Source organism: Pantoea sp. GL120224-02 (assembly GCF_900215395.1).
Classification (GTDB): domain Bacteria; phylum Pseudomonadota; class Gammaproteobacteria; order Enterobacterales; family Enterobacteriaceae; genus Pantoea; species Pantoea communis.
Genome location: NZ_OBEC01000004.1, coordinates 395,252 through 419,275, shown reverse-complemented (window position 1 = coordinate 419,275; position 24,024 = coordinate 395,252). Strand labels below are relative to the sequence as shown.

Below are 24,024 nucleotides of genomic sequence, written 5' to 3'. Positions count from 1 at the left end.
ACTGGAAACAGAATGACCACGATCAACAACCTGTTTGACTGCTTCAATTTTAAACTCTTCAGGATAACGCTTACCGCTCATGGGCACCTCTCTTTAAGTCATCTTAAATGACTCTGAGGTGTCTGTTAAATCCGTGGCGATTCACCTCACAGCTGGCGTAAAACGAGTTCACGTCTGCCAGGCCAAACATTGGCATCGTTACCTCCGACGCGCACGCGTGCTGTTGAACCACCAGGTGACCACGCCGAGCAGCTGCAACTCTTCCGGATAAATCACCTGGTAGGCCGGATTCATCGGTAGCAGCGCGAGCCGGGGCTGCAGCTGCAGGCGTTTAACCGTAAATTCACCTTCCACCTCAGCGATAACAATGTCACCGTGCGACGCCTCCTCGGCCCGGTCAACCACCATGACGTCGCCGTCATAAAGCCCAAGGCCCTCCATGCTGCTGCCGCTGGCGCGCACGAAGAACGTGGAGGCGCGCCGGCGGATGCAGAGCTCGTTCAGGTCCAGCTCTTTTTCGACATAATCTGCGGCGGGGGAGGGGAACCCTGCCGCACACGGCTCGGCATAGAGTGGCACGCGCACGCGCGGTGTGAAAACGGGGAGCCAGAGCAGCGTCAGGCCAGAGCTGTACACTGCCGGTTTTACTGGAAACTCCTAGCAGACTTTGCGGGGTTAAGGGTGTGTGCTGTATGTAAATAACGCATAAATCCTCCTCTTAATAATACTGTGTTTATGTACAGTATTATTGAGCGGCATTTATCTGGCAAGAGAAAGCCTGACGCGCTGTCAGGGAATAGCGTTTATCTGGCTGAGGCGGCAGCAAAAATATTATTTCAGGCAGGATCCCTTTACAGGGCTTATGATGATATCGGGTCAGGTGCCGCGGGGAGGCGCCTCCTGACTGTACACAGACAGCCCGGCGTTCCGCCGCCGGGCTTCATTCTGCCGCACTGCCGGTTTAAGTTCATCGCCAGCCTCCCACAGCGGCTGAATCCACTGATTTAAGCCTCGGTGATGAAGGGGGATCGTTCGGGCCCGGCCTGGTACGAAGCAGTGCGCTTCGCATTCACCCCGTTCATTCTGCTCACGTTCGCCTGAGCACTCTGGCACCAGACGAAAAAAAGCCTGCAGAGCAGGCTGTTGTCAGACGGTTGAAGCGTTTCGGGCGTTAAATGCGGCAGGGTTAACTATTCATCATCAATGTCGTGCGGATAGCCCACCACGATCTCAAGCGCACCGCGCAGGACGTCAAGCCTGACTACGTCTGAAGTAATCTCCAGCTCCGCTATAAGGGCTAGGATGATGTCTTTTCGCAGCACGCGTCCACCCAGGGCTCTGAGGCCTTCGAGTACGGCGCAGATAACTTCTGTTTCAGGGGCCAGCTGGTCGCCACGTTCACTGAGCGCCCGCAGGATGTCTTGTTCTGTTGTGTTCTGTTGCATAACCCATCGTCCGGGATAAACAAGGTTGAGGTCGCCAGTGACGACCCGTTTCTGCAGGCTCCATCCTGCCTCCGCGGCCTGACGGAGAATGCTGGTATTCAGTGCTGACGGGTGCCCGGAGGCGGCCTGTCTTCGGTCAGGAACAGCAGTTCGGGATTCAGCAGCAGGCGCGTCGCCGGCAATGCGGCAATAACTTCATCCAGCGCCATCCGGAGTGCTTCAGCCCTTTCCGGGCGGGTCTCGCCGGCCGCCATCTCCATCAGCCTGACCGCCAGCGTTGTACCGGACACCGGCGCGTTCTCGCTGAGCAATCCGGCCACAGCCTCACCAATAGCAATATCCATTATTTTTTCGCTTTTATTTCTGTACATACCGCTTTCCGGGTGTCAGTAGAGGGGCACCTTCCTGTACCGGCCGCCGCTTACGCGGCTGGCTGATGTTCAATCCGGTCAGGCCGCACCGGATTTGATATCCACAATGAAATGAAACCTGCGGTCACTGCAGCAGATGGGCTTCAGACCGCCTGCTCGCGGCCAAAAAGCAGGCCGATTAGCGTACGGTAGTGCTGCTCTTCTTCCGCTCCGCCCGCCAGCTCCAGCCGGCGAACCAGTTTCGCGCAGATGGCCGGCCGGTTCAGGGCGGCGCCGCTGCGAAGAATTTCAACCACAATCTGCCCCAGCGTTTCCTGCTGCGAGGGATGCTTTGCTTCGGTAAAGTAACGGGCAATGTCTCCCGCAGTTTCAGGTTTAAGGCTGTTCTGGCGCATGATTATTCTCTCGTAAAAGGGACGGTTAAAATGTGTTCGGGTGCTAATGCGCGGAAAGTTATACAAAAAAATAAAAGCTGTACAGATATATGTTGCAGGATGTGATGCTTTTTTTTTGCAAAAAATGCTTATGCTTATAAAACAGAGGGGTATAGGACGGGATGCGTAGCTGAAGTGGTGCGGAGGTGTCGTCCCTGACAGTTTCTCCGGCCGGCACGCGCAGAGCGCGCCCGATACGAGGCTGGTCTTTCATCGTCGTGTCACGGCCGGAGCCGGTCTACGTTCCTGGTTGTGTTATCTGTCGTTTTCCTGGCCCGTCATCGTCATCCAGTGCAGCTCGGCCTGCTCACGACTGCTGTACTTTCGAAAACCCTGGAGCCAGCGTCTGGCGTCAAAGATTTCCGCAAGCTTCGCGTCGCTGACGTCACCTTCAGCCATTACGGAGAGCTCCTTTATAAGGGACTCCACCGAAATGTCCTGGCCGGCGACCGCCAGGCTGACCGCTGCCTCTCCGATAATGATATGGCCTTTCTCATCGTCGTGATAAAACACAGCAAATCCTCCTTTTCGGGAAAATAACAACCTCAGGATTCACTGTAGACGCAACTGGTGCATTCACCAGAAGAAAAATCTGTCATATGGACAAAAAATAAAATATTGGTTTCAGATGGCGGATTTTACGGGAGTACATCAGAATATAAATGCGTGAGAAAAAATGATGTGTTCAGTACCAGGGGATTTTGCAGTAATAACTATAAAGCGTTAAAAGTTTGCCGCGGCGTTCTGCCGCGGCGGTTTGCTTAGACGGCCTGCCACTCGCTCTCGACTTCATCCTTGGATTTGGAAAGAATCACTTTATTGTCATCCACTTCCTTCACCCAGCTGAAAGGAATGATGTGGTGCTGGCCACCGGCTTCCGGGTCACTTTTTGCCAGTTTGATTTTGTCATCGCCTTCAAAATGGTCAACGATACCCACATGCTCACCGTTAACGTCCACTACCTGGGCATGGTCCAGAACTTCTGATTTATCAACCATAGTTAATCCTTAGTTTGGTCTGCTCTTAGTGAGTTTTACCCGCCAACCTGACGGATACACACTACAAACTGTAGGTTATTTATCTGCATTATTTTTAAAACTAACAAATTGAAACATCCGGCCGGGCATCTGAAGGGACTTTTTTGCATGGAAAACGCGGGGTGTAAAAGCGCAGAGTAACGGTCATTAAGGGATGAAATGTCGGATTTATTTTGCGGATTTATTTGACAGCCGGTACGTACAGACCATGATTATTGCACTGTGTCTTTAGATCCAGTAATGGTTAGGTGAATCGTTGAATTATTCCCGGGTCCGCCCCGGGCTTTTTCAAAAACATATCCCGTACTCATCCCCTTTACCTCCATGCCAGTAACAGAGTTTCAACCGGCATCTTCCCGGTCAGGAAGAACCATTGAGACGGCAGGCCTTGCCTGAATAACGCGGTACAAATCTGCCCGGGTAAGCGTATAAGACATTCTAAAATCTTACCGGAAGACAAACTTTTCTCTGTCCTGACATATTACTCTGTTAAAGCCCGCTATAATGACACGGCAAGCTCGGTGTCAGGATGACGCCACACTGGTTCCAGATGGCCCGGATTTATTCCGGGCCTTTCTGTTTCTGCAGCCTGCTATCCCACTTTCGCCACACCTTAATCTCACCTCTGTCCCCCGGTGTGAGTTTTGCAGCGGATTTCTCACAATCTGTGGTACAGATCTTGTGCAGCTGCCGATGTCCTCTTATGCTCGGGCTATCACCCTCACGGACCCCTGGGCTCTATGGATGGCCGCACCTCGCCCGGCCGTTTTCTGGCCTACCTGCTCGCTGAACATGACATGACGGTAAAATCACTTTGTCTGAAATCCGGTCTGGCACAGCGGGATGTCTGGTCACTGCTGTGCGATAGTAAGCCGGTGACGCCGGCCATCGCAGAGAAACTTGGGCGCGTGTTTTACTCGCCCGGATTCTGGAGCATCAGGCAGGCCATGTGGCAGCTGTGGCGGGAAGGCGTTTCGCTACCCGTAGACCGCGATACCTGAACGCGGTGAGTATGCTAAATTTTCCAGTGCCGGTACGGAATTTCTCACCCCGATTTCACCAGGGCGATTAATAAACTGTAACCGTACCGGCACCTCGCCCTGTTAAATCAGACGCTTCCTGGCAAATAAAAACGCGTCGGGCGCTATTCTTATCGCGTGTGTTATTCCTCGTGCCAACACCAGTGTGACGTATTGCAATAGCTGACATGCTCTCAGGATCCAACATCACCGGCCTCAGACCGGAAGTGCTCACTCCTGTTGCTCCCGGGCCAGCCGCCCGGGATTTTTTTATTCGCTGTTTCCTGTTCTTCGTTCACGGTCAGTTCACGCTGGCCCGGTCAGATTTCCGTACTGACGCTTTCCGTCATCTCGCCAAGGAGCTGTAGCAGACGTTCTGCGCTCAGCTGCTGAGTTCTGAGTGCGGGCATCATACCGGTAAGCGAAAGCGTCACCGTTGCCAGGGCCACCGCGCGTTTAATCACTTCTGCATTTTCATAGCTTTTATACGTACGCAGGCTCACGCCTAGCTCTGCCGCCGCGCGCTCCCGGCTCCAGAGCATACTCCTGCGCCACAGCCTAAGATGCCATCCTGTCATGTGCTCTCCTTTTGAAAGAACCTGAAAAAGTGCAATTACTGCACTTTCTATTGTGCCCCAACTATGGTGTTTCACTGTCCCGATGACCGTCCGGAAAACCCTGTATGAACTGTCATGTGCGAAGTATGCGTGGGAGCAGCGTGCCGGACATTCCCGCTATGACGGCACTCAGGCAGAGCGCTTTCAGCAGCAGGGGTGATTCTTCTTAGCCCGAATAAAATAACAGCGCCGCCCGAACTCAGGGACAGGAGGTATGTTCACGCATGATATGCGACGCGGACGTATTCACTCATTGCTGCACCTGTGGCTTCTTTCATCATCACAGTCGTTAGGGGTATTTTTTCCGCAAAAATAGCTGACATAGTGTCCCGGTTCCACCCATTGATACGACGGCTGCCAGCCTGCCCGAAAAGACCTGAATCAGGCTGACGATTGAGATTGCTTTTATCGAAACGTAATTAATTACAGTTAGCTGCCATGTCTGCAGGTATGGTTGTCCTGGCGGTGTACTTTGAATCCTTAGAAATGCATTTGCTTTCGGAAGAATGCTGATTGCGACGTATGACATGCCAGGCGGGAATAAAAAGGCTTTCGTTGTGAACATAAGGCCGTGAGTGAAAAAGCGGCAGGATGGCCGCAAGAAATTACAGAGTCGACTGAAACCTGAGTTGAGGGTGCCCACCATTCTGGCCTGCAGGGTTGAGCACAAAGAGGAAGTAGCGTTGTGGTTAAACTGTTATTTCAGAGTTCTCTGTTTCTGATCCAACTTCCGACTAATGCCCTTACAGCCAGCCTGACTTAATACGAAGAGCGTGTCATCGGAACTGTCCGGGTACAGTCACGCTGCACTCACAGGCAGCCCGATATAAATAAAAAACCCACCGGGAGGTGGGTAAGTCAGAAAGCTCAGTGTAGGAGATAGCGCTTAACGGTTTCCGGGTCTGTGCCCACCGTTTTAAGTGCTTTCACCAGCTTATCCTGCGTAGTCTGTAAAGTGAGCATCCAGTATGTAATCTGCCATTGTTCATTTATCACAATGATCTTTTTATCTTCCGGCTCGCGGCGGTGAAAAATATAACTCATCAAAACCCCGGATTAAGGACAAAACGGCTTATTTGCTGTGTGACGCAGACGAAGAATGGCACTGAAACTGAGGGGATTAAAATTGAAATGACTGACCGTAATGAGCAAAAATTTTTATCAAAAAAAAGCCCACTTAATGAGTATCAGTGGGCCTGTTTTGTTCACCGCGGAACAACGCTCTCTCGCAGAGGTGGGGTTAAGCACTGCTAATGTCGCACACCAATCTAACATCGCATTGCCTAATCCGTAACCCTATAATTTACAAAGATTGTTATTTAAGATTAGGCCGCTTTCCTTCGGAATGTTCTCATCCGGAAACCCCCGGATGTAAGTCCGATAACTTTTCTGCTGAAATTTCATCAGCAATTGATTAGCAGGCCTCATGCCTTATTTCGCCCGATTTTGTCGATACGGCCGGATTTGCGGCAAAACTTTGGGATTATCGCCATTCCTTCAGCCCCTTGTGTCGAAAGACGTCAGCTGTTTACGCAGAAAATGTGACACCACGTCCTGAGGGGGCTGAATGCCACACGCTTTGATAAGCCAGCTCACCGCGCCGCGGTGTCGCGTACCATGCAGTATCACCTGCTCGATAAGGCTGAGGGGGCTTGTCTGCGCCATCTTTTCGTCTCTGCGCTGATAAATGATGGGGCGATCCCAGGCTTCCGCCGTCATGCCGGCCGCATATTCAATGAACCAGCCGGAGCAGGCCAGCATGCACGGCACCAGGACTGCCTGCTCAGGCGGCCTGCGCGGTCTGATATTCGGCCGGGATGGCGCTTCCCCCTTTAGGTTGGCACGAATGAGCATGTCAGTGGCGTGCATGTGGTACATGAGCCTGAGCATTTCCCGGTGTTCAGCGCGGAAACGGCGCGCGTCCGTTTCGGCAATGGCGCTGAGCATCCCGGCATCCATCCAGTGCTTATATCTCAGTAACGTCAGGGCGGTAACTCTTTGCATAATTTTTCCAGAGCGTCAGCACGTCCGGCATAGCGGTATCGTTAAGTACGCATTTAATTAATCCGGTGTGGACTGAGACTGACAATCCGGAGCTTATCGCTGCCAGTCTTTTCTGCGGCAGAAGGGTTACAGGCTGAGAATTCACATTCACACCTTAATGCAATGCACCGGATATACCTTCCATACCGGCGGCGGGGAAGGGTGATGCCTCCGGTAAGTGCCTGCAGGTGAGTTAGGGCGGTGAGGCGCATCAGAGTGTAGTCGCCTGAGGGGATCTCGACAGCCCGGTGAAAAAAATCTGCCAGGGTCAGGTATTCACAGCTAAGGTCCGACCACGAGTAACGTACTGCCTGATTGTACGGATGTGAATAAAACAGCTCCTTGTGACGGTGAGTCATGAAATCTGCGCACAAAGTCTGCCGGGCGGGGCTACTTATTGTGGTTGGCTCTCGGTGCTATTCGTTCAGGATATTGCGTACAGGGTTCGAAGTTTTAAAAAAGAATGTATTGCATACATTCATAAGGCCGGGTAAGCCTGCTGCATGTTGAAAGAAAATATTCCATGCGCATTTGCCAAGAACATGATTTATCGAAAAATTTTGACACGCCTTCTATTCTGTCTATAGTTATTCCCGGTCCGGAACTCCTCCGGATTTGGGTGTAATGGAAACTGAATCTTTTTCCCGGGTACCGTCCCGGGATTTTTTTCCAGACCTGGCGATTTGTCCTGATTTTTCGCTTCGCAGCTGTCCGGAAGCAGGGGCCAGTGCGGAACACTGGTAGTGCCGAGGTGATATTATCTGGCTTCAGAACAAGTGCTTACTGGTCCGAAATGGGCTGGTTTTTCCGCTTCCCCCCTATTGACCTGACTAATCAGAACAACCTGGCCGCCATCGGGCTTTTTCTCAGCATAATCATTTCAGTTAATTCCTTCTCTTTGTCAGTCAATTGGCGAGCATTGTTAACCAGAATCACATTCTCCCAAATGTATCCGGTAGTTTTATGAAAAATAAATTCATGTTTTTTGATTCAATGGGTGCAGCAGTAGATAACGTCCTGCTTCACTATTTTTTGTGATGTCAGAAAACAAAGCCGACTGGCTGATATGCTCTGAACACGGTGAATCCCTCTATGCGACGGGGCCAGGCTACACAGGTACAGCAGGAACAAAAGCGCGATTCAGGTGGTAGCCTTTCTGAATCACCGGGAGGCACCCGGCACCGTAACTTTTACTGAAGAATGAAGAGGCGCTACGGAGGTGGCCATGCTCTGGATGGAACAGGGGCTGTATCTCAGGGTGGAAGAACTGCCCGGCGGGCCGCGGCCGCGGCCGCTGCTGAGCGGGTTCAGCCTCACGACGGCCTACAGGGCGCTGGGATGCTTTAATCCTTCGGAAACGTCTGACGCGTATTTCATTCTTTCCAACGACCGCGACGAGGTCTGGTTTATCTGTAACCGGCATCTGCGAACCGTTGTTATGCGCCATGACTGCACGGCATTCCGTTTGCCGCTCTCTTCCCTGGACGAACGTTTCGTGACCGGTGAACTCCCGGTGTTACCCCTCAGGCTCAGCGATTAAACAGCATTCTGAGAAGAACCTTCAGGTGTTCTCTCTCGGCCTCATCGTCGGCACCGTCGAGGCACCCTATTAGTTTCAGGCACAAGGCGGTGCGCGTCAGCCGCCGCTCCTGACGCAGAATTTCAACGGTGATGCGGCCCAGCAGCTCAATCTGGCAGGGGTGAGTGACCTGGCTGAAATAGCCGGTCAATCCGGCTTCTTTTTCCGGTGGTAGTCCGTCCTGTCGCATCAAATACCCGTGCGTAGTGAATGAGGTCGGGCGCAAAGTAACCGATGCACAGGCGCGTGTACAGCAGTAATCCTGCGGTGCTCTATCTTTTAAACAGCACCACCCATTATTGCAGACAATTCAGCGGTATAAATTAACGCTCCGGTTATCAGGGAGGCTAAGTGAATAGAAAAGTAACGGCGGACGACAGCATGCCCATTACCCTGCCCGACACCAGCTTCAGCCAGGTGCTGAATCCGGAAGACACCAACCGGGCCGATACCCGCGCCTTTCTTGCCCGCGACGCAGAGCCTTTTACGCTGCCCGGGTTTGTGACGCCGTTTGGCTACACCCTCTGGCAGAACAGAGCAGAGCGACAGTTCAGGCTGGTCACGCAGGAGCGTGATCCGGAGACCGTTTATGCGGTGCGGCTGGAGGAAACCGAAGACTTCACCTCGCCGGAGCGCGCCTGCATACAGGTTATGGTATGGCGCACCCGCCAGCCTCAGCATGAGGGGGCGGTGCACGGCCTGGCGCGGCGTTTTTTCTGCCATTTTCTGCATCGCTGGTCGATCATCATTACCGACAGCGCGCAGACCAACGCGGCAAAAGTGATGTGGGAGGGGATGGTGGCCTGGGCGCTGCGCGACCCGGAGCACTACGTATACGTGTGGGACGGCACAGGTGAATCGGGCTGTCTGCACCCGGTGCGCAGCTGGCTGGCGTTCTGCGGTCACTGGGCCGCCTTCTGCTGGGGCGCGGAGCCTGAAAGCCATCTGCGGCGACGGGTTGTCATCAGCACGCACCCCCTGAACGCTGCGCAGAAGTAATATGAATGCGGCACGGCACGCCTGCAGAACAACTCTCCACCGGAGGGATGTCACGCGCCGTTCCGCACACACAGCCTGGCGCATATCGCTGAAGTCGCAAGCGTGAGGGTCCAGCGGGCCCGCATTTCAGGTTCAGCCACCCAGTATTGCGTGTCCGCCATCATGGTCCTGAAAAAAAGTTTCCTGAAGGCGGGCAGCCCTGTACAGACGTGCCACAATATAACTTCATGAAATACAGGACATCTTTTAACTGAGGAAGACATCATGACAACAGCAAGACGCGGGGGAGCCGGAAACTTCGCGGCCGACCCGGCACGCGCCTCTGAAGCGGGCAGCAAAGGCGGCGCCGTCAGCGGCGGTAACTTCAAAAACTGTCCCGATCGCGCGCGCGAGGCCGGTCGTAAAGGCGGACTTATCAGCCGGCGGAGCCCAAAACCTGAAGTTTAAATAAAACCACACGGACGCGCGCCGGAAGTAAATTTAATCCCGGCGCGCTTAATTAGGAAATTTGCATTTCCAAATTATATCTGAGGTTGAAGTAGAATAATCAACCGAGCTTACCCCCCCTGATTTTTCTGATATATGGCGCATATTAATAGCCAGTAACCTGCTAGCTTATCATCCATATTTATCAGGCCATGTTAAGTCCTCTTCTGAGATTAAATCCCGAAACATTCACATGCTCAGGCTGCATCTCAGGATGAAAACGATTTCAGACTACACATAAGTTTTATTCAGTATTTTCCGATATTTACCTCTGATAATCTGTCATGCATCTGAATTCAGGGTGTTTTTTATTGCTGTGCGGCTGAGCGTAATTCTGACTGACGGGATAATGCGCGGAAAGTATTTAAACGGAACCGGTTTTCAGTCCGTTAAGTGACTACACTGAAATACCGTAATAAAGCGGAGGGAGAGCAAAGCATGCCTGATAATGACCATGACCAGAACCAAATGATTATTGGCGAAGCGGCAGTTCATCTGGCGATGAATAATGCGGACATTACCGTTGGCTCGCTTATCCGCGAGCTGGCTGAGATGGCCGACGTAGAGGAAAATCCAGCGCGCTGCGTGCAGATAAGAGGGGCGAAACGCTGGCTCCGCAGGTTTGAGTCATTACCGGGCAACCGGGACGAGCTGAGATGGATTACCGCCTCAGGCCGCGGCTCAACGCACTGAAGGCATCTCCCGCCTGTTCGGATGATACCGGGCAGGCTTCTTCCCTGTACCCCGGCCCCTGAGCTGAGCATGCTGTTCTGACTGTTGTACAACCCTTTCGTTAACCCGCTCATCATTCGCGCGCTGATACTCACCTAAGTTACTGTTTAGTAACATCTAGCACTTTTTGCACAAAAATATAAGCTGTACAACAACACAATTGCTGTACAAGTTTGATTTAGTTGTATAACTTTACGGTCAGACAGAGCCGACTACATTTTAACCACTGAGAGGTTCACCATGCGTCAGAGCAATACGAGATTCCCGGATTCCGCCAGCGACATTGCGCATTACTTCAGCAAGGCATCGGCGCCGACCCAGCAGGAAACGCTGGGGCAGATTGTCGTTGAAATCCTGCGCGCAGGCAAGAACCTTAACCGTAAGGCCATCTGCACCAAGCTGTTACGTCGCCTTGAAGTGGCATCCAGCCTGGAAGAAGAGCGTCATTACCAGACGCTTATCGGTATGTTGTTCGAGCGTTAAGTTTCAGTTTCCATGTAAAAACGCCCCGCAGCATGCATACAAGGGCCGTCCGGACTGGGCGACCGGCACTTTGTCCGGATGACAGGCACCATAAGGCGCGGGTATGCAAAGAAGTAAATCAGAAAGACTGGTCGATATAGTTTTGGGTGATGCTGTCATAACTATGCTTGACAGCGGCGATGACATTGGCGCCGTCAGGCTGATTGGCGTGCTTAAGTCCATGACAAAGATCGAGCAGAACGCCGAACGACTGGAAGCAATTATGATGGCTATTCATGAAGTTGAAGCTACTCTTCCTCAAGTAAGCAGCAGCCGTGATGCAGCAATTCTGGCTTTTAATGCTGAGCCCGCACCTGACAATGGTCGCAAGCACTGAACCTCAGCACAGATTTCCGTTTCAGACGGAAAGTGGCAGGACGCCCGCAGGATGCGGCTACCGGAGGGTGGCCGTTTTTATTTCAGGCACTGAGCCTGGCCACTTTTGCCCGCAGGGCCTGACGGATAACACTATGCAGCTTAACGAACATCACACCACCACCGAAGCCGATATCATCCAGCACTTCCGCAGCGGCGGCGACGCGCTGGCCGCCGAGACCGCCGTGCTAGACGCCGTCATCCGCGACATCGTTATTCACGGCAAAAAGGTCACCAGCAAAGCGATCATTCTTTATCTTATCGCCGAGCTGGAGAGCACTTCAGACGTGGTCGAGCTTGACGTGCTGCGCAGCGCCCTGGAAATCGTGGTGGGCAAAACGCCTGACGACGAAGGCTTCTGATATTAATTCTGCTGCGCAGTATGCGCAGATGCCACAGCAGCCGGAGAGTCAAATCTCCCTTTTGAGGCCCATACGGAGCAGCTCACGGCGGCGGCGAGGGTAACGGCAATCCAGACTTTCACAGGCATCTCCCGGTTTAAACAATTTCACACTTATCAGTGTGGCACCTCACCGTCATTGCGCGAGGAGTGATCGTCAGAACGGGAGTAATCTGAAGGTCAGTGCATCTGCTGAGCCAGCAGCCTGACGGCGCGTTCGCAGCTTTCGCGCATCCCGGCAGTGCCTGCCGCTTCGCCCATGCTGTGCAGGGCGCTGGTGATTTCGTGAAGGGTGAGGTACTGGTCCGGCTTAAGAAGGCGCGCCACGACCGTTCCGATAACGGCGTAGATATCTTCGGCGGTGGTGTCATCGTTCATATGACCTCCGTCCGTAAGGTGGATAAGTATACAGTATATCAGAAAGGCGACCCCGGGGATACGGCAGCGCCCCGGGTGACTTCAGTGAAGCTTCTGCGCTGACATACCTTCAGTGCCGTGCACCCCGGTCTTTTCAGCGGCGCGAATCTGCATTTCCCGCCGCACCTCTTCAATGGCGCGCAGTCCTGCGCGAACGCGGTCTTCATCCGTTTCATGCTCAATCGCCGCCCGCAGGCGGTCCGTCAGGACGGCCCAGCTGATGGCGATGTCCTCTTCCAGCAGCGCGGTGACGGCCTCGCCAATCATGATGTCAGCCATTTTTTCTTCAAAGTCATTTTTCATGGGGTTTTCCGGCGGCAGGTTTCGGGCGCAGAGCTTATCATATCGCAGCGGGTCCGGACATTAACGGGGGAGAAGAACCTGTAGAAAACTTTTGCGCTGCAGCGTCAGCGCTGTCCGGCAGAGGTATGCTGTCCTGAAAATACCTTACTCCGGCGCCGGTAATTTCTTTCTGCGGCCGCGCTGCTTTGCTGCGGGCGGGGCGGTTTCCGCCACCGGAGAAGGCTTCTCCAGGCGGTACAGGCAGACGTCGCCGCGCTCTGCCAGACTCGCCGGCCAGATCATGGCCGCGTTCCCGTCCTCCACATACAGCTCGCCCAGCGGCTGTACCACGGCCCAGGGCGCGCCCAGCGTGCGGCGCAGCTGCAGGATCTCCTGCGCCATCGCGACGGCCTCCGCGTCATGGCTGTCCGGATCGCCGGCGATGTGACGGAGCCTGTTTTCGCTGAGCATGGTTGCCTCTCCTGTGTGTTATTGCCTGTTGCACTGATAGCCCACCGGCAGATTGCCGGATATCTCCTGCTGGCGCATGCTGCAGTTATCTCCGGTGCTGAAAACAGGGAGATTACGAAACCTTTACGCTTAATAACTCGCTGACGGCTTGCAGAGTCCGCAACCCATTCTACACTGGGCGGACCAGTGAAAAGAGTACCGATTTTAAAACAATAAGAGGAAAAAAAATGATTTTAAGTGAGTTTATGCTGAAGGTGAACCGCTGGCCTGACATGCATTTCACAGCAATTGAAAGCGAGCAGCGCGAGGCCGTCATCGAGATTTATGCCCTCGACTTCTCAAACCAGACCAAAAGCCGGCTGCTGATTTACCGCACGCCGGACGCGCAGCATGCGGCGGCCATGATGACGCATTTCCGCACCTGGCTTGAAAAGGCCAACCGCGGCAGAACCCTGCGGCAGGAAAAGGCTGATGTGCCCGCGGCCGTTATGGCCACGCAGCTTCCGCCTCACCGTGCCGCGTCCTGTTAATCATACGGGGCCCGGGGGCCCCTGTTCTGTTCCTGCGCCTCAGACGGCCTCGCGGGTTTCCGGCCAGGCCACGGCCGCCCCCTCTGCGGTGAACAGCGCGCCCTGGAAATCAGTGACCCCTGCCGCCTCCAGCCACATCCACTCTTCCGGCTGCTCGATGCCCGCCGCGATGACGTTAATCTCCAGCGCAGAACAGCAGCGCAGCACCGCGTGCACCACCGCCTGGCGGGGTCCGCTGCGGTGAATATTGCGCACGATCGCGGCCCCGATGCGTACGCGGTCCGGCTGGACGTGCGCCAGCAGAGACAGCCCGGCGGAGCCGTCACCGAAGTTATCGACAGAGAGGCTGATGCCGGCCTGCTTCAGCTGCCGCACCGCTGCGGAAAATGCTTCCAGCTGAGAAATCACCTCCGTCTCGCTGACGCCCAGTATGATTTGCTGCGGCACCAGTTCAGCGCTGTCGATGGCGCGGACAATCCGACCAACGGCATCCGGAACGGATACCAGCGTCCCGGGCAGAATGCTGAGGTAGAGCATCATGTCGTCAGGGCATGACCTGCCGGCTCTGTGCAGCGCCCCGGTGACCGCAGCGAGATTATGTACGTACATCGCATCGCCGGAGAGCCCCTCCGGCGCATCATCGGGTATGGCCTCAAGGGCCGTGACCTCACGGCCGAGCGGGTCGACCACCGGGCGGAAGGTCACGCCCGCGGCGGGGGCCGGTGACCCGTTCTCATCCGGCACAAAGTCCCAGTAGTCGGCGGGCAGAACCTCAAAGTAGTTTTCTTTCTCCCGGGCCTCCACGAAGGTTCGCAGAAACTGCAGGCCGCGATCGTCATAGGTCAGGCGGTACTTAGAGGTGCCGCGGTCAAGCACCGCCTGCAGCACGCTGCCGCGGGGGTGATGGCGCAGATCGAACAGCTCCATGCCGTGGTTGCCGAAGCGCCGCGACGGCGAGTAGTCGCGCATCAGCTCGACCACGTTGTGGTGACGCCGGTCGGCGCAGATGCGGCCGTAGATGTCCAGCACGCCCTGTTCCGGGCCCTCCAGGATCTGGAAGAAGTGCGTGCCGTTAAACAGCAGGATGCCCGTCACCTGATGGCGGGCGTTGAGCAGGCTGGCCTTCTTCACCATGTCCGGCAGAATGCTGACGGGCACGTCATCGGCCAGGTGGCTCCGGTAAATTATGGTTGTAAGCATTTCAGGCTCCGTATTGCCGCAGATTGTCACGGGCACCATAGCAGCCGGTCGCGCTTTCTCAAACCGGACCGGTAGCCGGGTCTGGCTCGTACCGGAGCTTTACGGGTCAGCGCAGGCTGCACCGCGCAGAGGTATCAGCGGGCAGGTATCAGAATGCTACCAGTGAAACCTCAGAAAGAACGGTGACGACCTTATGCGACGGCTGTCAGCGCATCAGCGTTGCTGACCAGCCGCCGGTCGGCGCCGGTCAGCATAATGGCCTCACCGCGCTCCAGGCTCAGGCGGAAGTGGTCGCGCATCGCTGCACTGATGCCGTTACCGCACCACATCAGGTGATAGTCGTGGCGCCTCAGGGCGCTCGCAGGGATGCCGCTGCATGCATTATTAACCCCCACCCTGGACCCCTGGCCCGTCAGCCGGATGGCTTCCATTCAGATTTCAGTGCTGTCCGTGACGCTGACGCCTCCAGAAACAGGGGGATGGCCGCACGCCGCGCTGACGCCGAAGCCATCAGGCTCCACTGCGCCAGTACGGCCGCATGGAAGCGCCCCTGTCGTTCCGTGGCGCCTTCACTAGCATCGCTGCGCAGCCACAGATTGAGCGGCCGCAGGCAGCGGTTAACGAAGTCGTCGGTACAGTAGTCCGTGGCCATCATGCGCATTTCCCGGCGCACATCGTCATCGGTGTGGCGGTGGAGCAGCTGCAGCATATCCTCCTCGCGGAATGTCCAGCCGCCCCTGAGCGCCAGCCCCGGCCAGCGCAGCGTCGCGTGAATGTCAAACAGCGTATTGCCTCCGGCGGTCAGATCCAGCACGCGCAGCGCACACGCCAGCTGGGCGTCCGAGTACCCTTCTTTTGAGGGCGGGGATATAAGGCCTGCCCGCCGCCAGCGTCGCAGGGTTTCAGGCAGCACGCCCACGATACCGCAGACGGTATCAGTTGTATGGAACGGCATAAATTGCGTCCGTCAGGGGAGAAAGCCTGTCTGGCAGGGCCGGAGGTTTAACTGCGCGGGCTTGAGAGGAACTCGTCGCGCGGAGAGTCTCATCACCACACTACCTGATATAAATTATTACGGATACGGCTAATTTCAGAATAAACTCCGGGCGCTTTCACCATCCGCGACTACAGTGTGACGTGAGGCTGTCATCAACGTGAAACGGAGGTAGTAAATTTGTCTATTCAACACGACGGGAAAGGGCACGTCATTATTGGCGAGGCGGCACTGAGCCTGGCGCTGGGCGAAAAGGAAATAAGCGTGCAATCGCTTATTGCCGAGCTCGGACACATGGCGGAGGCCGGCGGCAGCGATAACCGGCTCACTGAAATATCCGAAGCCAGAAGCTGGCTGAAGAGCTTCCACGAGCCGGAGCAGGCCGTCCGGCACGTGCCGTACCTGCAGACCCTTGCGGGCCTGAACGACGAGAAGAACTGACGCCAAAGGACGTAGTCCGGCTCTGGCCGGAAGACGACGATGAAGATGACCTCAGCGGTCGCGCTCAGGCGTGTACCGGCCGGAGAACCTGTCAGGGACGACACTCTCCGCATATCCCGTGCTTAAATCGCATCAGAAATTAATTCCACCGTTATATATTCAGGCATACATTGCTCCTTTTATCATGGAAGGAGGCCGCTTATGTGGCAGTTTTATTATCTGCTCAGAATGGAGCAGCAGGACCAGCTGCACGTGAAGGGCTGCGTGTGCCTTGAGGACCACCCGGAGCGTCAGTTCCTGGGCTCGGCCGTGAACTACCGGCACGCGTATCAGATCGCGTCACAGCAGCTGAAGATGCGGGCCTGCATCTGCCGCCTGTGCGTGGACGACAGCATGACTGAAGCGCGGGACGCCTCGCTTTCACCGCCCGCGCAATGAGCGGTTTTTACGCTTAAGTCACAGACCGGTTATTTGTTCACCTTCCGGTACCGTCACGCGGCTAAACTTAACGTTACCCGATACCGGGTGACGGAGGTAACCATGGCTGACCGTAACGATAAAAATGTGAAGGATGGCAAAGACGCCGACCACAGCAAGCTGCCTGCGGGCAACAAAAAAGACACCAGGGACAGCGATACCATGAAGCAGAAGGGCGGAAAATAGCATGTCTGACCAGCCGATGCCTGACGATGCGACCCCGCTGCCGGACCACGAGCCGGCGCCCGGTCATGAAGACGAGGTGCCGGGCGGCGACAGAGACATTCCGCCCGACCGGGGCGCCACCCCGCTGATTTAACCGCCTCCGGGCGGTTTTTTTTGGTGCTTATATCTGCGCGCCGCTTATCGCGATACACTGTGTATATCCCCAATAAGCGGAGCGCATCTGAAAACCGAAAATGAAATACAGGAACTGATGCACGAAGCCATCGGGCTGGCCATCAGGCAGGTACTGCACAGGGGCGGGACAGTCAGCCCGCACGAACTTATCGGCACGCTGTGGCGTCTGAAGGAGTCCGGTACCGATATGGCCATGCGCGAGGCCTGCAGCCGGGCCATCCGGATTTTTGCCGCCAAACTTAACTGAATTAGCCCTGTCGCGCAGGCGTTAAAAGGCCTGCCCGCCGGCGTCATCCGGCGTGTGACTGACGATAAGCTCCAGCACGCTGCGCAGCACCGCCTGTCTCTGCGCGTCACGCTCCTGCTCAAGGTCGCGAATGACGTGGATGATGAGCGTTTTATTAGACAGCTGTCCGCCTGAGGCCAGGATCGCCTGTATTGCCTCTTCAAGCTCCTGACTTTCAGCCGCCAGCGCGTCGCCGCTGCTCTGCAGGCGGGTGCGGATTGTGGTCACTGAGTTGGTATTTTTCATGCTGTGAAGGTCCCTGCCGGAGCATCCTGAGCGGATGACGGCGGTAAAAGTGGTGTTGCGGATTATTAATGTGTGGCCGGGAGCTCTGCATCTGCAGAACGTACCCGATAACAGAGAAATTATAGGTTAAAAAGCGCTGGGGTGCGCTTCGTTAATGATGGCGCGCGCAGGCAGTCATCTTACGAAGTCAGGTGAAGGCGGACGCTGAGCGCCCGCTCCTGAAGGTTGTGGTTATCTCATTTCATCTTCATCATCAGCCTGCAGGCGAATGGTGGACTCGCCGCCGGCACTGTGGCTGTCTGCATCAGACAGCATCCATTTCTTACCGGCGCCCCCGCGTGAACCGACGGTCCGGAAGTCGCGCAGCCAGCTGATGGCATCGCTGATGCGCCGGCTGCGGCTGCTGGTTTTCTCTGCTTTGAGCATAATGTTCAGCTCCGTCAAGAGAGCATCAACGGATATTTCCTCTTCACGCACGGCAAGATTGACTGCTGCTTCACCAATAATTGCGTGACCGGTCATGTCCTCGCTGTACAACACGTTTACACCTCGCTTAAGAAATGAATGAGAATAATTTTAACCATGTTGTTATTATAGCAAATGGCGGGGAAGGATTTAAATGAGGTGCATAGTTATCGGCTATCGATTAATAAGGATAAATAAATTGAATCTTTTCATTTTATTATAAGTGGCTGATATTTTTCTGATATATTGATGTTGTAAATTCCATCCTGAGAAAATATCTCTCACTCTGGCCTGCTCCCGGGTCAGAGCAGGTAACTCGTACTGTCAGAAGCACGGTGCATGTAATGCGCATCCGATTCCGAAAGGGCGCACCCGTAGGCAGACTGCTAAATCCTGTTCAGGTGCAGTAAAGCCAGAGGATCTACGCAATGGTTTTTCTCAATAACGAGCTTCCTGCAGAGAATATGTTCATTAACTCTCTCATTTATTTTTTCCGTCTCCAATGACTGACTGATTGCCGAAGCGAAAATATGCTGCCACTTTCACACTGGCGCTGTGCTTAAATATAAATCTTTTTGTTCGAAGCGGCGCTTCCCGGACCTGGCGTCCTGTATATCCGATGTCACCTGACATTCAGTTAATCGGTAGAGGCGAGTCGTACGAGTTTATATTTAAGTGCCCGGTGCATAAAATAATTTAAGCCCCGGGAAGGGGCCGCACTGATATGGCCCTGCGCATAGAGTTGCCAGAGCCAGTCATCCGCCTTACTTTAACCGTAAATATCTGACTTACTCAGGTTGCTCCTGAATCTCGATGCGGATAATCGTTAAAGGCTCGCCGCGGCTTCCCGTGGCGCAGTGCCGTTCTGCCGCGCGGATAAACGGGCTGCGGACTTCCAGCATGTCCGCAATTTCACGGAGCTTTTCTGCCAGGCAGGAAGGGGAAACGGGAAGATAGGTCGGGGGCAGGGCTCTGGCCATGAGTAGTGACTCGCAGTTGTCTGTTGTGTACATCATATCTTCGGCTGCCGCCCGATTTTCATGAGCGCAGTCATATTCGGATTAAAACATACAAAAAATGCATGCAACCTTCCTCCGTCTGTCGGGCTACGCCGTGACTTCATCTTAGCCGGGCCGCTTCGTCCGCAAGGCAGGCTTTGCCTCACGACTCACCCGTTCCCCGCCCTTCGCGGGACATTCAGTCCGCTCAGGCGGCGCGTGCGGTTTCGTCCTTCGACCCTGCGTCCTGCGCCATAGCCCGGCTGCCGTGACGTCACGGCGCTGATGCCGTGCAACCTGTAGACCGGAGTAATCGTGAATCAACTTCTCACCACTGGCCAGCTGGCCCAACAGCTGCTGCGCTTTGAACCCGATACACCCTGCGTGGTGCGCCTGTGGGTAGCTGATGATTTCGAAGACGTGGCACCAGAGCTGACGCCCGACGAGGTGCTGGCCACAATCGCGCTGGCCGACGCCTCGCTCGATGCGGATACGAGTCTCAGCTGGTATTTGCTGCGCCACTGTGCCGACACCATCCCTGCCGCACGTGTTGAAACAGACCCTGCCTGATCATCAGAAAACCGGAGGCGGCGGTACAACCCGCCGGGCAGGTAATGAGAGCAATGACCGTACGGGAATCAGGGCGCGGCTGGCCGCAGTCGGCGATGACGAGCTGTGCTGCGGCATCTTCTGGCTGGCAGAGGACTTTCTCGGCATTAACCCGGATATGACGCCGGATGAGATTGCGGCGGCCATGGAGTATGCCGAAGACCATCATGATGCAAACGAGGGATTTAACTGGTGGCATCTCGAGATGCCATCGATGCTGTCTTGCTCGAGAAGAAAGGGGCATAGCGCTGCCCGGTATGCAGCTGCCGATCCTCTGATGTCGCCGGTCATGGCGGCATCACTGCAGGAATGAAAAAGGTTGTCGCTGCGCTCCGCCTCCATGCCTCCGGTAGCCTCCATCAGAATCAAAGAAATATTTAGTCCGCTGATTTTTTTAGTAATTACCTCAAAACCTGCAGTGTCATTACTGACGGTGAAAGGAATAATCTCCTCTGTAGAGGCCACGTCCAGCGTGGCCTTAGCCACATCAATACCAATGCACTGCAAATCCGGCTGACTCATGGTGCCCCTCATTACGATACGAATTTAGGTTCAGACAACTGTCCGGGCTAATGATGAGTGGCTCAGTCCGTGCGCACTCGCTTGTTTACGGGCTCTTGCGCCCCGGAAGCTTCACCTGCTGCACGGACCTCGCCAGACCTGCAAAGTCAGTTTAGATATTTACCGACATATAAGGGAAGCTGTCGCCGGAGTGCTCACCCGTTCCCCGCCGTGCGCGGGACATTCAGTCCGCTCCGGCGGCGCGTGCGGCTTGCGCATCCGCCCCTGTTTGCTCCGCTGTTCGCCCGTCTGTGTGGAGGTCACGGCACCACTACCGGTGCCCCCTTCATACACAGGAGCATCACTATGTCTCGATTCATGCACGGCGACAGCGTACAGGTTATGGGCGGCTTTCCGGATAAGAGCATTGATTTCATTCTGACGGACCCGCCATATCTCGTCGGCTTTAAGGACCGTTCCGGTCGCTCGATTGCCAACGACGTGAACAGCGAGTGGGTGCAGCCGGCAAGCAACGAAATGTTCCGGATGCTGAAAGACAACAGCCTGGCGGTGAGCTTCTACGGCTGGAACCGGATAGACATTTTTATGCAGGCATGGAAGGCGGCGGGGTTCCGCGTGGTGGGCCACATCGTCTTCACCAAGCCTTACGCCTCAAAATCGGCCTTCGTCGGCTACCAGCATGAAAGCGCCTACGTGCTGGCCAAAGGGCGCCCGGCGCTGCCGGCAAAGCCGCTGCCGGACGTGATGCCGTGGGAGTACACCGGCAACCGCCATCACCCGACCGAAAAGCCGGTCAGCGCCCTGCGCCCGCTGATTGAGACCTTCACGCAGCCCGGCGCCTTTGTTCTGGACCCGTTTGCTGGTTCCGGTTCGACCTGCGTGGCCGCCCAGGCTTGCGGACGCCGCTGGATTGGTATCGAGCTGATGGAACAGTACCACGCCGCTGGCCTGCGCCGCCTGTATGCCCACCGCGACGCCCGTGCGGCCTGATGAACGGAGAGAACACGATGAACGATCACACTATGCACCCTGATAACGACGCGCTGGCCGATGACGTGGCCGACCTGGAAGAGTCGCTGTACGAATTTCATCTGCGCCTGCGCGACATGATTGCACGCCAGCTCTGGCAGGGCGCCAGCCGCGAGCAGCGCATGGCCGGCCTGCTGATTGAGGGGATCGGTAATGACCTGGTTGAACTGTACCGGCGCGCGGCCGTGATAAAGAAACATCTGAGGGCGTGACTGATTAGAAAATGAGCGCCACTCTGCATCCCTGCCGGCGCACGGCAGGGCCAGTTTTATCCACAGGGTTCCGGGGCGGATATGCACCCGGGATGTGGACAAGACAATATGGATGTTGCTGCGCGCCTCATTGATGCCGCCTGCGGCGGGAGAATAAAAATCCGTGCGGTCTGCGGCCGGTGCCGTGACTTCACTTTAGCCCGGCCGCTGCGTGTTCAAGATGCACAAGCTCGTCTCCTTGTATGTTTATAGAGGGGTGTAGATGATTCTAAACTCATCTGGTTCCCAAGATGCTGCAGCACGATCGTCTCCATGGGCTGAAAGCCCGAGGGGGAGCCATCCCGCGCAGCATCTTTTTCAGCATTAGCCCGAACAATTGCCTGGCGCACTTAAAGCCCGTATCTGCAAGGCAGGGAGAACTGAAATGAGCGATAAAACAACCGTTGGTATTGACGTTTCAAAGGTCGCTTTAGATGTCTGGATCGACACCAGAGAGCGACTGATACATCTGGAGAACTCCGCCTCAGGCATCGTGCAACTGCTGAAGGAATTCGAAGGACTTCACATATCTGGCGTTATCATGGAGGCCACAAGCCGGTATCACTCTCTGGCTGAATCAATGCTGATTTCAGCGGGTCTGCCTGTTGCCGTCATTAATCCCCTACAGATAAAGAATTTTGCCCGGGCGATGGGCAAGGTGGCAAAAAGCGACCCCATTGATGCCAGGATAATCTGCGAATATGGTCGTCGTATGAAACCGGAGTTCAGACCTGTCAGGGATAAAGTACTTCAGGATATGGCGATGCTCCTGACGCGGCGGCGTCAGCTGGTGCAGAATCGTGTCATGGAAATCACCAGGCTGCAGGAAAAAAGCGGCGCCTGGATTGAGAAGGACATCGCGGAGCATATTGCGTGCCTGAATGTGCAGATCGATGCCCTTGATAAGGAAATAAAAGACCAGCTGAATCAGAATGCTGCATTCTCTCCAAAACGAAAATGCTTGAAACAGTTAAAGGTATCGGGCCGGTAACTCAGGCTGCGATCCTGAGTCAGCTTCCGGAGCTGGGACATCTTAATCGCAGGCAGATTTCAGCCCTGGTTGGCGTATGCCCCTATGACAGGGATAGCGGGCAGCTCCGCGGTAAAAGGGCTATCTGGGGCTGCAGGTCCGGTCTGCGCGCAACACTCTATATGGCAATGCTTTCAGCGGTAAGATATAACCCCCAGATTAAAAGTTTCTACACGTCGCTTGTTGCACATGGAAAACCCAAAAAAGTGGCTATAACAGCCTGTATCAGAAAATTTATTACGATTCTGAATGCTATGTTCCGTGATCAAAAGGATTGGGCATATAGCTGAAGGATTAGTTTATGGCCCAATGTGAAAAATATGATACGCCTCCGGACTAAATCTGAACGAGGTAATGGTCCGTTTTGTGCCAAGCGGACATTGCAAACTCAGGAGTGTATACGCCAGCTCAGAGATGAATATGACCACATGTCAGCCAGTCTTTTTTACATGGGTATAAATATCAGGCCGTGTGATGCTCCATGCATAGTTTTCCCGATTAACAGGTTCGTACCCAAATTTTTCATAGAGCCAAGGTGCTGTGGTTGTAAACAACATGATCCTGCGAAGCCGCTCAAAAACTGGATGATGATGTATGCACTGCATCACCCACCTTCCCAGCCCTTCTCCTTGGTATTCCTCAAGGATATATACATCACAAAGGTAAGCGAACGTAGCGTAATCTGTTATTAATCGCGCGAAACCAATTTGGGTTTCATCGTGATAAACACCGAAATTAAGGCTGTTTTCTACTGATGCACTGACGAGATCCAGATCAATCCCTTTTGCCCATGTTGACCTCGTAAGATAGAGATGGATAGCCTGCACATCCAGTTTCTTCCGGTCTGTACTCACCAAGTAGTTATTCTTATGCCACTCATGTATCTCTGAAATGTTCACGTTCATTCCTGTTTATGAATTTCCGGGAAGCCTGACCTTAACACTTGATGGAAAATTGCACCATTTAGGACTTCTTCGAAAATATAATCCTGCGCCCTTTTTCAATGAGACATTACGTCTGTTTTTCGCTCAAAGCAGACGTTGCACTGCTGAGCAGCTTTATACTACAGGTGACCTGATTACTACGTAGCTTTAGGGCTGAAACAGCTTAGAGTGACGAGATTAGCTAAATGTGGGGTGAGGGGATTACTACTTTGAACTACTTATGACCGGTATCCTATGAGTATCCTGGAAAACCGGCTTAACTGTAGCTTCTGAGGTAAGTCGTTGATAATTTGGTGGCCCCTGCTGGGTTTGAACCAGCGACCAAGCGATTATGAGTCGCCTGCTCTAACCACTGAGCTAAGGGGCCAGCGGAGCGGGGATTATAAAGTATCTCGGAGGGGTGATCCAGCGTT

General features: G+C 54.6%; 40 protein-coding genes, 1 tRNA gene and 1 pseudogene. 19 read left to right on the top strand and 23 right to left on the bottom strand.

From position 1 onward, the window contains the following. From CRO33_RS24410 to CRO33_RS11035, 7 genes are all read right to left on the bottom strand, one after another. A partial coding sequence (locus CRO33_RS24410; RefSeq protein WP_141399015.1) for a transposase occupies positions 1–81 on the bottom strand: 81 nt, incomplete at its 3' end. 117 nt (positions 82–198) lie between these two features. Then, entirely contained in the window at positions 199–636 is a 438-nt protein-coding gene (gene umuD / locus CRO33_RS11065) for a translesion error-prone DNA polymerase V autoproteolytic subunit (protein WP_097118182.1), read from the bottom strand. A 554-nt stretch (positions 637–1,190) separates the two neighbouring features. Continuing rightward, the gene (locus tag CRO33_RS11060; protein WP_097118181.1) at positions 1,191–1,445 is read right to left on the bottom strand and encodes a biofilm development regulator YmgB/AriR family protein; all 255 of its coding nucleotides are present in this window, start codon (positions 1,443–1,445) and stop codon (positions 1,191–1,193) included. Positions 1,446–1,543: 98 nt separating this feature from the next. After that, complete coding sequence (locus CRO33_RS11055) at positions 1,544–1,816, bottom strand: hypothetical protein (protein WP_097118180.1); 273 nt, start codon at positions 1,814–1,816, stop codon at positions 1,544–1,546. 143 nt (positions 1,817–1,959) lie between these two features. Next, complete coding sequence (gene ycgZ, locus CRO33_RS11050) at positions 1,960–2,211, bottom strand: regulatory protein YcgZ (RefSeq protein WP_097118179.1); 252 nt, start codon at positions 2,209–2,211, stop codon at positions 1,960–1,962. A 294-nt stretch (positions 2,212–2,505) separates the two neighbouring features. After that, entirely contained in the window at positions 2,506–2,763 is a 258-nt protein-coding gene (locus CRO33_RS11040) for a hypothetical protein (RefSeq protein WP_097118177.1), read from the bottom strand. Positions 2,764–3,011: 248 nt separating this feature from the next. Continuing rightward, complete coding sequence (locus tag CRO33_RS11035; RefSeq protein WP_045816885.1) at positions 3,012–3,248, bottom strand: DUF2171 domain-containing protein; 237 nt, start codon at positions 3,246–3,248, stop codon at positions 3,012–3,014. 779 nt (positions 3,249–4,027) lie between these two features. On the opposite strand from CRO33_RS11035, the gene CRO33_RS11030 reads away from it, so the two are divergent. Further along, positions 4,028–4,288 carry a helix-turn-helix transcriptional regulator gene (locus tag CRO33_RS11030; protein ID WP_097118176.1) on the top strand — a complete coding sequence of 87 codons (261 nt, stop codon included), beginning with the start codon at positions 4,028–4,030 and terminating at the stop codon, positions 4,286–4,288. A 338-nt stretch (positions 4,289–4,626) separates the two neighbouring features. Here the strand turns inward: CRO33_RS11030 and CRO33_RS11025 are convergent, their stop codons facing one another. From CRO33_RS11025 to CRO33_RS11015, 3 genes are all read right to left on the bottom strand, one after another. Then, complete coding sequence (locus CRO33_RS11025; protein ID WP_097118175.1) at positions 4,627–4,884, bottom strand: hypothetical protein; 258 nt, start codon at positions 4,882–4,884, stop codon at positions 4,627–4,629. Between the two features lie 906 nt (positions 4,885–5,790). After that, positions 5,791–5,967 (bottom strand): DUF3606 domain-containing protein, encoded by a 177-nt coding sequence (locus CRO33_RS11020; RefSeq protein ID WP_072050593.1) that lies wholly within the window; start codon positions 5,965–5,967, stop codon positions 5,791–5,793. Between the two features lie 453 nt (positions 5,968–6,420). Beyond that, positions 6,421–6,927, bottom strand: a complete 507-nt coding sequence (locus CRO33_RS11015; RefSeq protein WP_097118174.1) for a DinB family protein — start codon at positions 6,925–6,927, stop codon at positions 6,421–6,423. A gap of 1,264 nt (positions 6,928–8,191) precedes the next feature. On the opposite strand from CRO33_RS11015, the gene CRO33_RS11010 reads away from it, so the two are divergent. Continuing rightward, positions 8,192–8,506 (top strand): hypothetical protein, encoded by a 315-nt coding sequence (locus CRO33_RS11010; RefSeq protein ID WP_097118173.1) that lies wholly within the window; start codon positions 8,192–8,194, stop codon positions 8,504–8,506. Here the strand turns inward: CRO33_RS11010 and CRO33_RS11005 are convergent. Continuing rightward, positions 8,496–8,735, bottom strand: a complete 240-nt coding sequence (locus CRO33_RS11005; RefSeq protein WP_097118172.1) for a hypothetical protein — start codon at positions 8,733–8,735, stop codon at positions 8,496–8,498. The genes CRO33_RS11010 and CRO33_RS11005 overlap by 11 nt on opposite strands. A 161-nt stretch (positions 8,736–8,896) precedes the next feature. Between CRO33_RS11005 and CRO33_RS11000 the strand changes: the two genes are divergently transcribed. From CRO33_RS11000 to CRO33_RS10975, 6 genes are all read left to right on the top strand, one after another. Next, positions 8,897–9,544 (top strand): hypothetical protein, encoded by a 648-nt coding sequence (locus CRO33_RS11000; RefSeq protein ID WP_141399013.1) that lies wholly within the window; start codon positions 8,897–8,899, stop codon positions 9,542–9,544. Between the two features lie 264 nt (positions 9,545–9,808). Then, the gene (locus CRO33_RS10995; protein WP_097118170.1) at positions 9,809–9,991 is read left to right on the top strand and encodes a general stress protein; all 183 of its coding nucleotides are present in this window, start codon (positions 9,809–9,811) and stop codon (positions 9,989–9,991) included. Positions 9,992–10,468: 477 nt separating this feature from the next. Further along, positions 10,469–10,723: a hypothetical protein gene (locus CRO33_RS10990; RefSeq protein ID WP_097118169.1), complete on the top strand. Its 255-nt coding sequence runs from the start codon at positions 10,469–10,471 to the stop codon at positions 10,721–10,723. A gap of 279 nt (positions 10,724–11,002) precedes the next feature. After that, positions 11,003–11,245 (top strand): regulatory protein YcgZ, encoded by a 243-nt coding sequence (ycgZ, locus tag CRO33_RS10985; protein WP_039337534.1) that lies wholly within the window; start codon positions 11,003–11,005, stop codon positions 11,243–11,245. Between the two features lie 103 nt (positions 11,246–11,348). Beyond that, complete coding sequence (locus CRO33_RS10980) at positions 11,349–11,621, top strand: hypothetical protein (RefSeq protein ID WP_097118168.1); 273 nt, start codon at positions 11,349–11,351, stop codon at positions 11,619–11,621. A gap of 133 nt (positions 11,622–11,754) precedes the next feature. Further along, the gene (locus CRO33_RS10975; RefSeq protein WP_097118167.1) at positions 11,755–12,021 is read left to right on the top strand and encodes a biofilm/acid-resistance regulator YmgB/AriR; all 267 of its coding nucleotides are present in this window, start codon (positions 11,755–11,757) and stop codon (positions 12,019–12,021) included. Between the two features lie 218 nt (positions 12,022–12,239). Here CRO33_RS10975 and CRO33_RS10970 read toward each other — a convergent pair whose 3' ends face one another. From CRO33_RS10970 to CRO33_RS10960, 3 genes are all read right to left on the bottom strand, one after another. Continuing rightward, positions 12,240–12,437 carry a hypothetical protein gene (locus CRO33_RS10970; RefSeq protein WP_097118166.1) on the bottom strand — a complete coding sequence of 66 codons (198 nt, stop codon included), beginning with the start codon at positions 12,435–12,437 and terminating at the stop codon, positions 12,240–12,242. An 81-nt stretch (positions 12,438–12,518) separates the two neighbouring features. After that, positions 12,519–12,779 carry a hypothetical protein gene (locus tag CRO33_RS10965; RefSeq protein WP_097118165.1) on the bottom strand — a complete coding sequence of 87 codons (261 nt, stop codon included), beginning with the start codon at positions 12,777–12,779 and terminating at the stop codon, positions 12,519–12,521. Between the two features lie 144 nt (positions 12,780–12,923). After that, the gene (locus CRO33_RS10960) at positions 12,924–13,229 is read right to left on the bottom strand and encodes a hypothetical protein (RefSeq protein WP_176505757.1); all 306 of its coding nucleotides are present in this window, start codon (positions 13,227–13,229) and stop codon (positions 12,924–12,926) included. A 227-nt stretch (positions 13,230–13,456) separates the two neighbouring features. Between CRO33_RS10960 and CRO33_RS10955 the strand changes: the two genes are divergently transcribed. Beyond that, positions 13,457–13,759, top strand: a complete 303-nt coding sequence (locus CRO33_RS10955) for a hypothetical protein (protein ID WP_052127596.1) — start codon at positions 13,457–13,459, stop codon at positions 13,757–13,759. 39 nt (positions 13,760–13,798) lie between these two features. On the opposite strand, the gene CRO33_RS10950 is transcribed toward CRO33_RS10955, so the two are convergent. From CRO33_RS10950 to CRO33_RS10945, 3 genes are all read right to left on the bottom strand, one after another. After that, complete coding sequence (locus tag CRO33_RS10950; RefSeq protein WP_097118164.1) at positions 13,799–14,959, bottom strand: diguanylate phosphodiesterase; 1,161 nt, start codon at positions 14,957–14,959, stop codon at positions 13,799–13,801. Between the two features lie 191 nt (positions 14,960–15,150). Then, a complete protein-coding gene (locus CRO33_RS24805; protein ID WP_255253272.1) occupies positions 15,151–15,390 on the bottom strand; it encodes a hypothetical protein in 240 nt (79 codons plus the stop codon). After that, complete coding sequence (locus CRO33_RS10945; protein WP_255253271.1) at positions 15,372–15,914, bottom strand: MerR family transcriptional regulator; 543 nt, start codon at positions 15,912–15,914, stop codon at positions 15,372–15,374. The genes CRO33_RS24805 and CRO33_RS10945 overlap by 19 nt, the downstream gene beginning before the upstream one ends. Before the next feature lie 219 nt (positions 15,915–16,133). On the opposite strand from CRO33_RS10945, the gene CRO33_RS10940 reads away from it, so the two are divergent. The 5 genes from CRO33_RS10940 to CRO33_RS10930 all read left to right on the top strand — a co-directional run bounded on the left by CRO33_RS10940 (position 16,134) and on the right by CRO33_RS10930 (position 17,478). Next, positions 16,134–16,394, top strand: coding sequence for a hypothetical protein (locus CRO33_RS10940; protein ID WP_045816976.1), 261 nt, complete (start codon positions 16,134–16,136; stop codon positions 16,392–16,394). 201 nt (positions 16,395–16,595) lie between these two features. Continuing rightward, positions 16,596–16,832, top strand: a complete 237-nt coding sequence (locus CRO33_RS10935) for a hypothetical protein (RefSeq protein ID WP_097118163.1) — start codon at positions 16,596–16,598, stop codon at positions 16,830–16,832. Between the two features lie 102 nt (positions 16,833–16,934). After that, positions 16,935–17,057: a hypothetical protein gene (locus tag CRO33_RS24800; RefSeq protein WP_254919502.1), complete on the top strand. Its 123-nt coding sequence runs from the start codon at positions 16,935–16,937 to the stop codon at positions 17,055–17,057. A gap of 1 nt (position 17,058) precedes the next feature. Beyond that, complete coding sequence (locus CRO33_RS24795) at positions 17,059–17,190, top strand: hypothetical protein (protein WP_255253270.1); 132 nt, start codon at positions 17,059–17,061, stop codon at positions 17,188–17,190. Positions 17,191–17,307: 117 nt separating this feature from the next. Beyond that, positions 17,308–17,478 (top strand): hypothetical protein, encoded by a 171-nt coding sequence (locus CRO33_RS10930; RefSeq protein WP_231568837.1) that lies wholly within the window; start codon positions 17,308–17,310, stop codon positions 17,476–17,478. A 21-nt stretch (positions 17,479–17,499) separates the two neighbouring features. Here CRO33_RS10930 and CRO33_RS10925 read toward each other — a convergent pair whose 3' ends face one another. From CRO33_RS10925 to CRO33_RS10915, 3 genes are all read right to left on the bottom strand, one after another. After that, a complete protein-coding gene (locus CRO33_RS10925) occupies positions 17,500–17,763 on the bottom strand; it encodes a biofilm development regulator YmgB/AriR family protein (RefSeq protein ID WP_097118162.1) in 264 nt (87 codons plus the stop codon). A 231-nt stretch (positions 17,764–17,994) separates the two neighbouring features. Beyond that, a complete protein-coding gene (locus CRO33_RS10920) occupies positions 17,995–18,303 on the bottom strand; it encodes a hypothetical protein (RefSeq protein WP_097118161.1) in 309 nt (102 codons plus the stop codon). Between the two features lie 713 nt (positions 18,304–19,016). Continuing rightward, positions 19,017–19,244, bottom strand: coding sequence for a hypothetical protein (locus CRO33_RS10915; RefSeq protein ID WP_255253269.1), 228 nt, complete (start codon positions 19,242–19,244; stop codon positions 19,017–19,019). 297 nt (positions 19,245–19,541) lie between these two features. Here CRO33_RS10915 and CRO33_RS10910 point away from each other — a divergent pair, with 297 nt between their 5' ends. Then, the gene (locus tag CRO33_RS10910) at positions 19,542–19,796 is read left to right on the top strand and encodes a hypothetical protein (RefSeq protein ID WP_255253268.1); all 255 of its coding nucleotides are present in this window, start codon (positions 19,542–19,544) and stop codon (positions 19,794–19,796) included. A 372-nt stretch (positions 19,797–20,168) separates the two neighbouring features. Here the strand turns inward: CRO33_RS10910 and CRO33_RS24790 are convergent. Beyond that, positions 20,169–20,357, bottom strand: a pseudogene (locus CRO33_RS24790) (IS110-like element ISEc32 family transposase); the annotation flags it as partial. 345 nt (positions 20,358–20,702) lie between these two features. Here CRO33_RS24790 and CRO33_RS10900 point away from each other — a divergent pair. The 4 genes from CRO33_RS10900 (at position 20,703) to CRO33_RS24955 (ending at position 22,957) form a co-directional block, all read left to right on the top strand. After that, complete coding sequence (locus CRO33_RS10900) at positions 20,703–21,347, top strand: DNA methyltransferase (RefSeq protein ID WP_097118159.1); 645 nt, start codon at positions 20,703–20,705, stop codon at positions 21,345–21,347. A gap of 17 nt (positions 21,348–21,364) precedes the next feature. Beyond that, positions 21,365–21,598, top strand: coding sequence for a hypothetical protein (locus tag CRO33_RS10895; RefSeq protein ID WP_097118158.1), 234 nt, complete (start codon positions 21,365–21,367; stop codon positions 21,596–21,598). A gap of 424 nt (positions 21,599–22,022) precedes the next feature. Beyond that, positions 22,023–22,628, top strand: coding sequence for an IS110 family transposase (locus CRO33_RS10890; RefSeq protein WP_097118157.1), 606 nt, complete (start codon positions 22,023–22,025; stop codon positions 22,626–22,628). Continuing rightward, positions 22,595–22,957: a transposase gene (locus CRO33_RS24955; RefSeq protein WP_097118156.1), complete on the top strand. Its 363-nt coding sequence runs from the start codon at positions 22,595–22,597 to the stop codon at positions 22,955–22,957. Before CRO33_RS10890 ends, CRO33_RS24955 begins: the two co-directional genes overlap by 34 nt. Before the next feature lie 141 nt (positions 22,958–23,098). Here CRO33_RS24955 and CRO33_RS10880 read toward each other — a convergent pair whose 3' ends face one another. After that, the gene (locus CRO33_RS10880) at positions 23,099–23,572 is read right to left on the bottom strand and encodes a GNAT family N-acetyltransferase (protein ID WP_097118155.1); all 474 of its coding nucleotides are present in this window, start codon (positions 23,570–23,572) and stop codon (positions 23,099–23,101) included. 330 nt (positions 23,573–23,902) lie between these two features. After that, positions 23,903–23,978 (bottom strand) — tRNA-Ile (locus CRO33_RS10875). Between the last annotated feature and the right edge of the window lie 46 nt (positions 23,979–24,024).

Bases quoted from the DNA above. Each gene is read 5' to 3' on its own strand.
- CRO33_RS11060 (WP_097118181.1), bottom strand. From the start codon at position 1,445: ATGCAACAGAACACAACAGAACAAGACATCCTGCGGGCGCTCAGTGAA.
- CRO33_RS11055 (WP_097118180.1), bottom strand. From the start codon at position 1,816: ATGTACAGAAATAAAAGCGAAAAAATAATGGATATTGCTATTGGTGAG.
- ycgZ (WP_097118179.1), bottom strand. From the start codon at position 2,211: ATGCGCCAGAACAGCCTTAAACCTGAAACTGCGGGAGACATTGCCCGT.
- CRO33_RS11035 (WP_045816885.1), bottom strand. From the start codon at position 3,248: ATGGTTGATAAATCAGAAGTTCTGGACCATGCCCAGGTAGTGGACGTT.
- CRO33_RS11030 (WP_097118176.1), top strand. From the start codon at position 4,028: ATGGATGGCCGCACCTCGCCCGGCCGTTTTCTGGCCTACCTGCTCGCT.
- CRO33_RS11025 (WP_097118175.1), bottom strand. From the start codon at position 4,884: ATGACAGGATGGCATCTTAGGCTGTGGCGCAGGAGTATGCTCTGGAGC.
- CRO33_RS11020 (WP_072050593.1), bottom strand. From the start codon at position 5,967: ATGAGTTATATTTTTCACCGCCGCGAGCCGGAAGATAAAAAGATCATT.
- CRO33_RS11015 (WP_097118174.1), bottom strand. From the start codon at position 6,927: ATGCAAAGAGTTACCGCCCTGACGTTACTGAGATATAAGCACTGGATG.
- CRO33_RS11010 (WP_097118173.1), top strand. From the start codon at position 8,192: ATGCTCTGGATGGAACAGGGGCTGTATCTCAGGGTGGAAGAACTGCCC.
- CRO33_RS11005 (WP_097118172.1), bottom strand. From the start codon at position 8,735: ATGCGACAGGACGGACTACCACCGGAAAAAGAAGCCGGATTGACCGGC.
- CRO33_RS10995 (WP_097118170.1), top strand. From the start codon at position 9,809: ATGACAACAGCAAGACGCGGGGGAGCCGGAAACTTCGCGGCCGACCCG.
- CRO33_RS10990 (WP_097118169.1), top strand. From the start codon at position 10,469: ATGCCTGATAATGACCATGACCAGAACCAAATGATTATTGGCGAAGCG.
- ycgZ (WP_039337534.1), top strand. From the start codon at position 11,003: ATGCGTCAGAGCAATACGAGATTCCCGGATTCCGCCAGCGACATTGCG.
- CRO33_RS10980 (WP_097118168.1), top strand. From the start codon at position 11,349: ATGCAAAGAAGTAAATCAGAAAGACTGGTCGATATAGTTTTGGGTGAT.
- CRO33_RS10975 (WP_097118167.1), top strand. From the start codon at position 11,755: ATGCAGCTTAACGAACATCACACCACCACCGAAGCCGATATCATCCAG.
- CRO33_RS10970 (WP_097118166.1), bottom strand. From the start codon at position 12,437: ATGAACGATGACACCACCGCCGAAGATATCTACGCCGTTATCGGAACG.
- CRO33_RS10965 (WP_097118165.1), bottom strand. From the start codon at position 12,779: ATGAAAAATGACTTTGAAGAAAAAATGGCTGACATCATGATTGGCGAG.
- CRO33_RS10960 (WP_176505757.1), bottom strand. From the start codon at position 13,229: ATGCTCAGCGAAAACAGGCTCCGTCACATCGCCGGCGATCCGGACAGC.
- CRO33_RS10955 (WP_052127596.1), top strand. From the start codon at position 13,457: ATGATTTTAAGTGAGTTTATGCTGAAGGTGAACCGCTGGCCTGACATG.
- CRO33_RS10950 (WP_097118164.1), bottom strand. From the start codon at position 14,959: ATGCTTACAACCATAATTTACCGGAGCCACCTGGCCGATGACGTGCCC.
- CRO33_RS24805 (WP_255253272.1), bottom strand. From the start codon at position 15,390: ATGGAAGCCATCCGGCTGACGGGCCAGGGGTCCAGGGTGGGGGTTAAT.
- CRO33_RS10945 (WP_255253271.1), bottom strand. From the start codon at position 15,914: ATGCCGTTCCATACAACTGATACCGTCTGCGGTATCGTGGGCGTGCTG.
- CRO33_RS10935 (WP_097118163.1), top strand. From the start codon at position 16,596: ATGTGGCAGTTTTATTATCTGCTCAGAATGGAGCAGCAGGACCAGCTG.
- CRO33_RS24800 (WP_254919502.1), top strand. From the start codon at position 16,935: ATGGCTGACCGTAACGATAAAAATGTGAAGGATGGCAAAGACGCCGAC.
- CRO33_RS24795 (WP_255253270.1), top strand. From the start codon at position 17,059: ATGTCTGACCAGCCGATGCCTGACGATGCGACCCCGCTGCCGGACCAC.
- CRO33_RS10930 (WP_231568837.1), top strand. From the start codon at position 17,308: ATGCACGAAGCCATCGGGCTGGCCATCAGGCAGGTACTGCACAGGGGC.
- CRO33_RS10925 (WP_097118162.1), bottom strand. From the start codon at position 17,763: ATGAAAAATACCAACTCAGTGACCACAATCCGCACCCGCCTGCAGAGC.
- CRO33_RS10915 (WP_255253269.1), bottom strand. From the start codon at position 19,244: ATGATGTACACAACAGACAACTGCGAGTCACTACTCATGGCCAGAGCC.
- CRO33_RS10900 (WP_097118159.1), top strand. From the start codon at position 20,703: ATGTCTCGATTCATGCACGGCGACAGCGTACAGGTTATGGGCGGCTTT.
- CRO33_RS10895 (WP_097118158.1), top strand. From the start codon at position 21,365: ATGAACGATCACACTATGCACCCTGATAACGACGCGCTGGCCGATGAC.
- CRO33_RS10890 (WP_097118157.1), top strand. From the start codon at position 22,023: ATGAGCGATAAAACAACCGTTGGTATTGACGTTTCAAAGGTCGCTTTA.
- CRO33_RS24955 (WP_097118156.1), top strand. From the start codon at position 22,595: ATGCTTGAAACAGTTAAAGGTATCGGGCCGGTAACTCAGGCTGCGATC.
- CRO33_RS10880 (WP_097118155.1), bottom strand. From the start codon at position 23,572: ATGAACGTGAACATTTCAGAGATACATGAGTGGCATAAGAATAACTAC.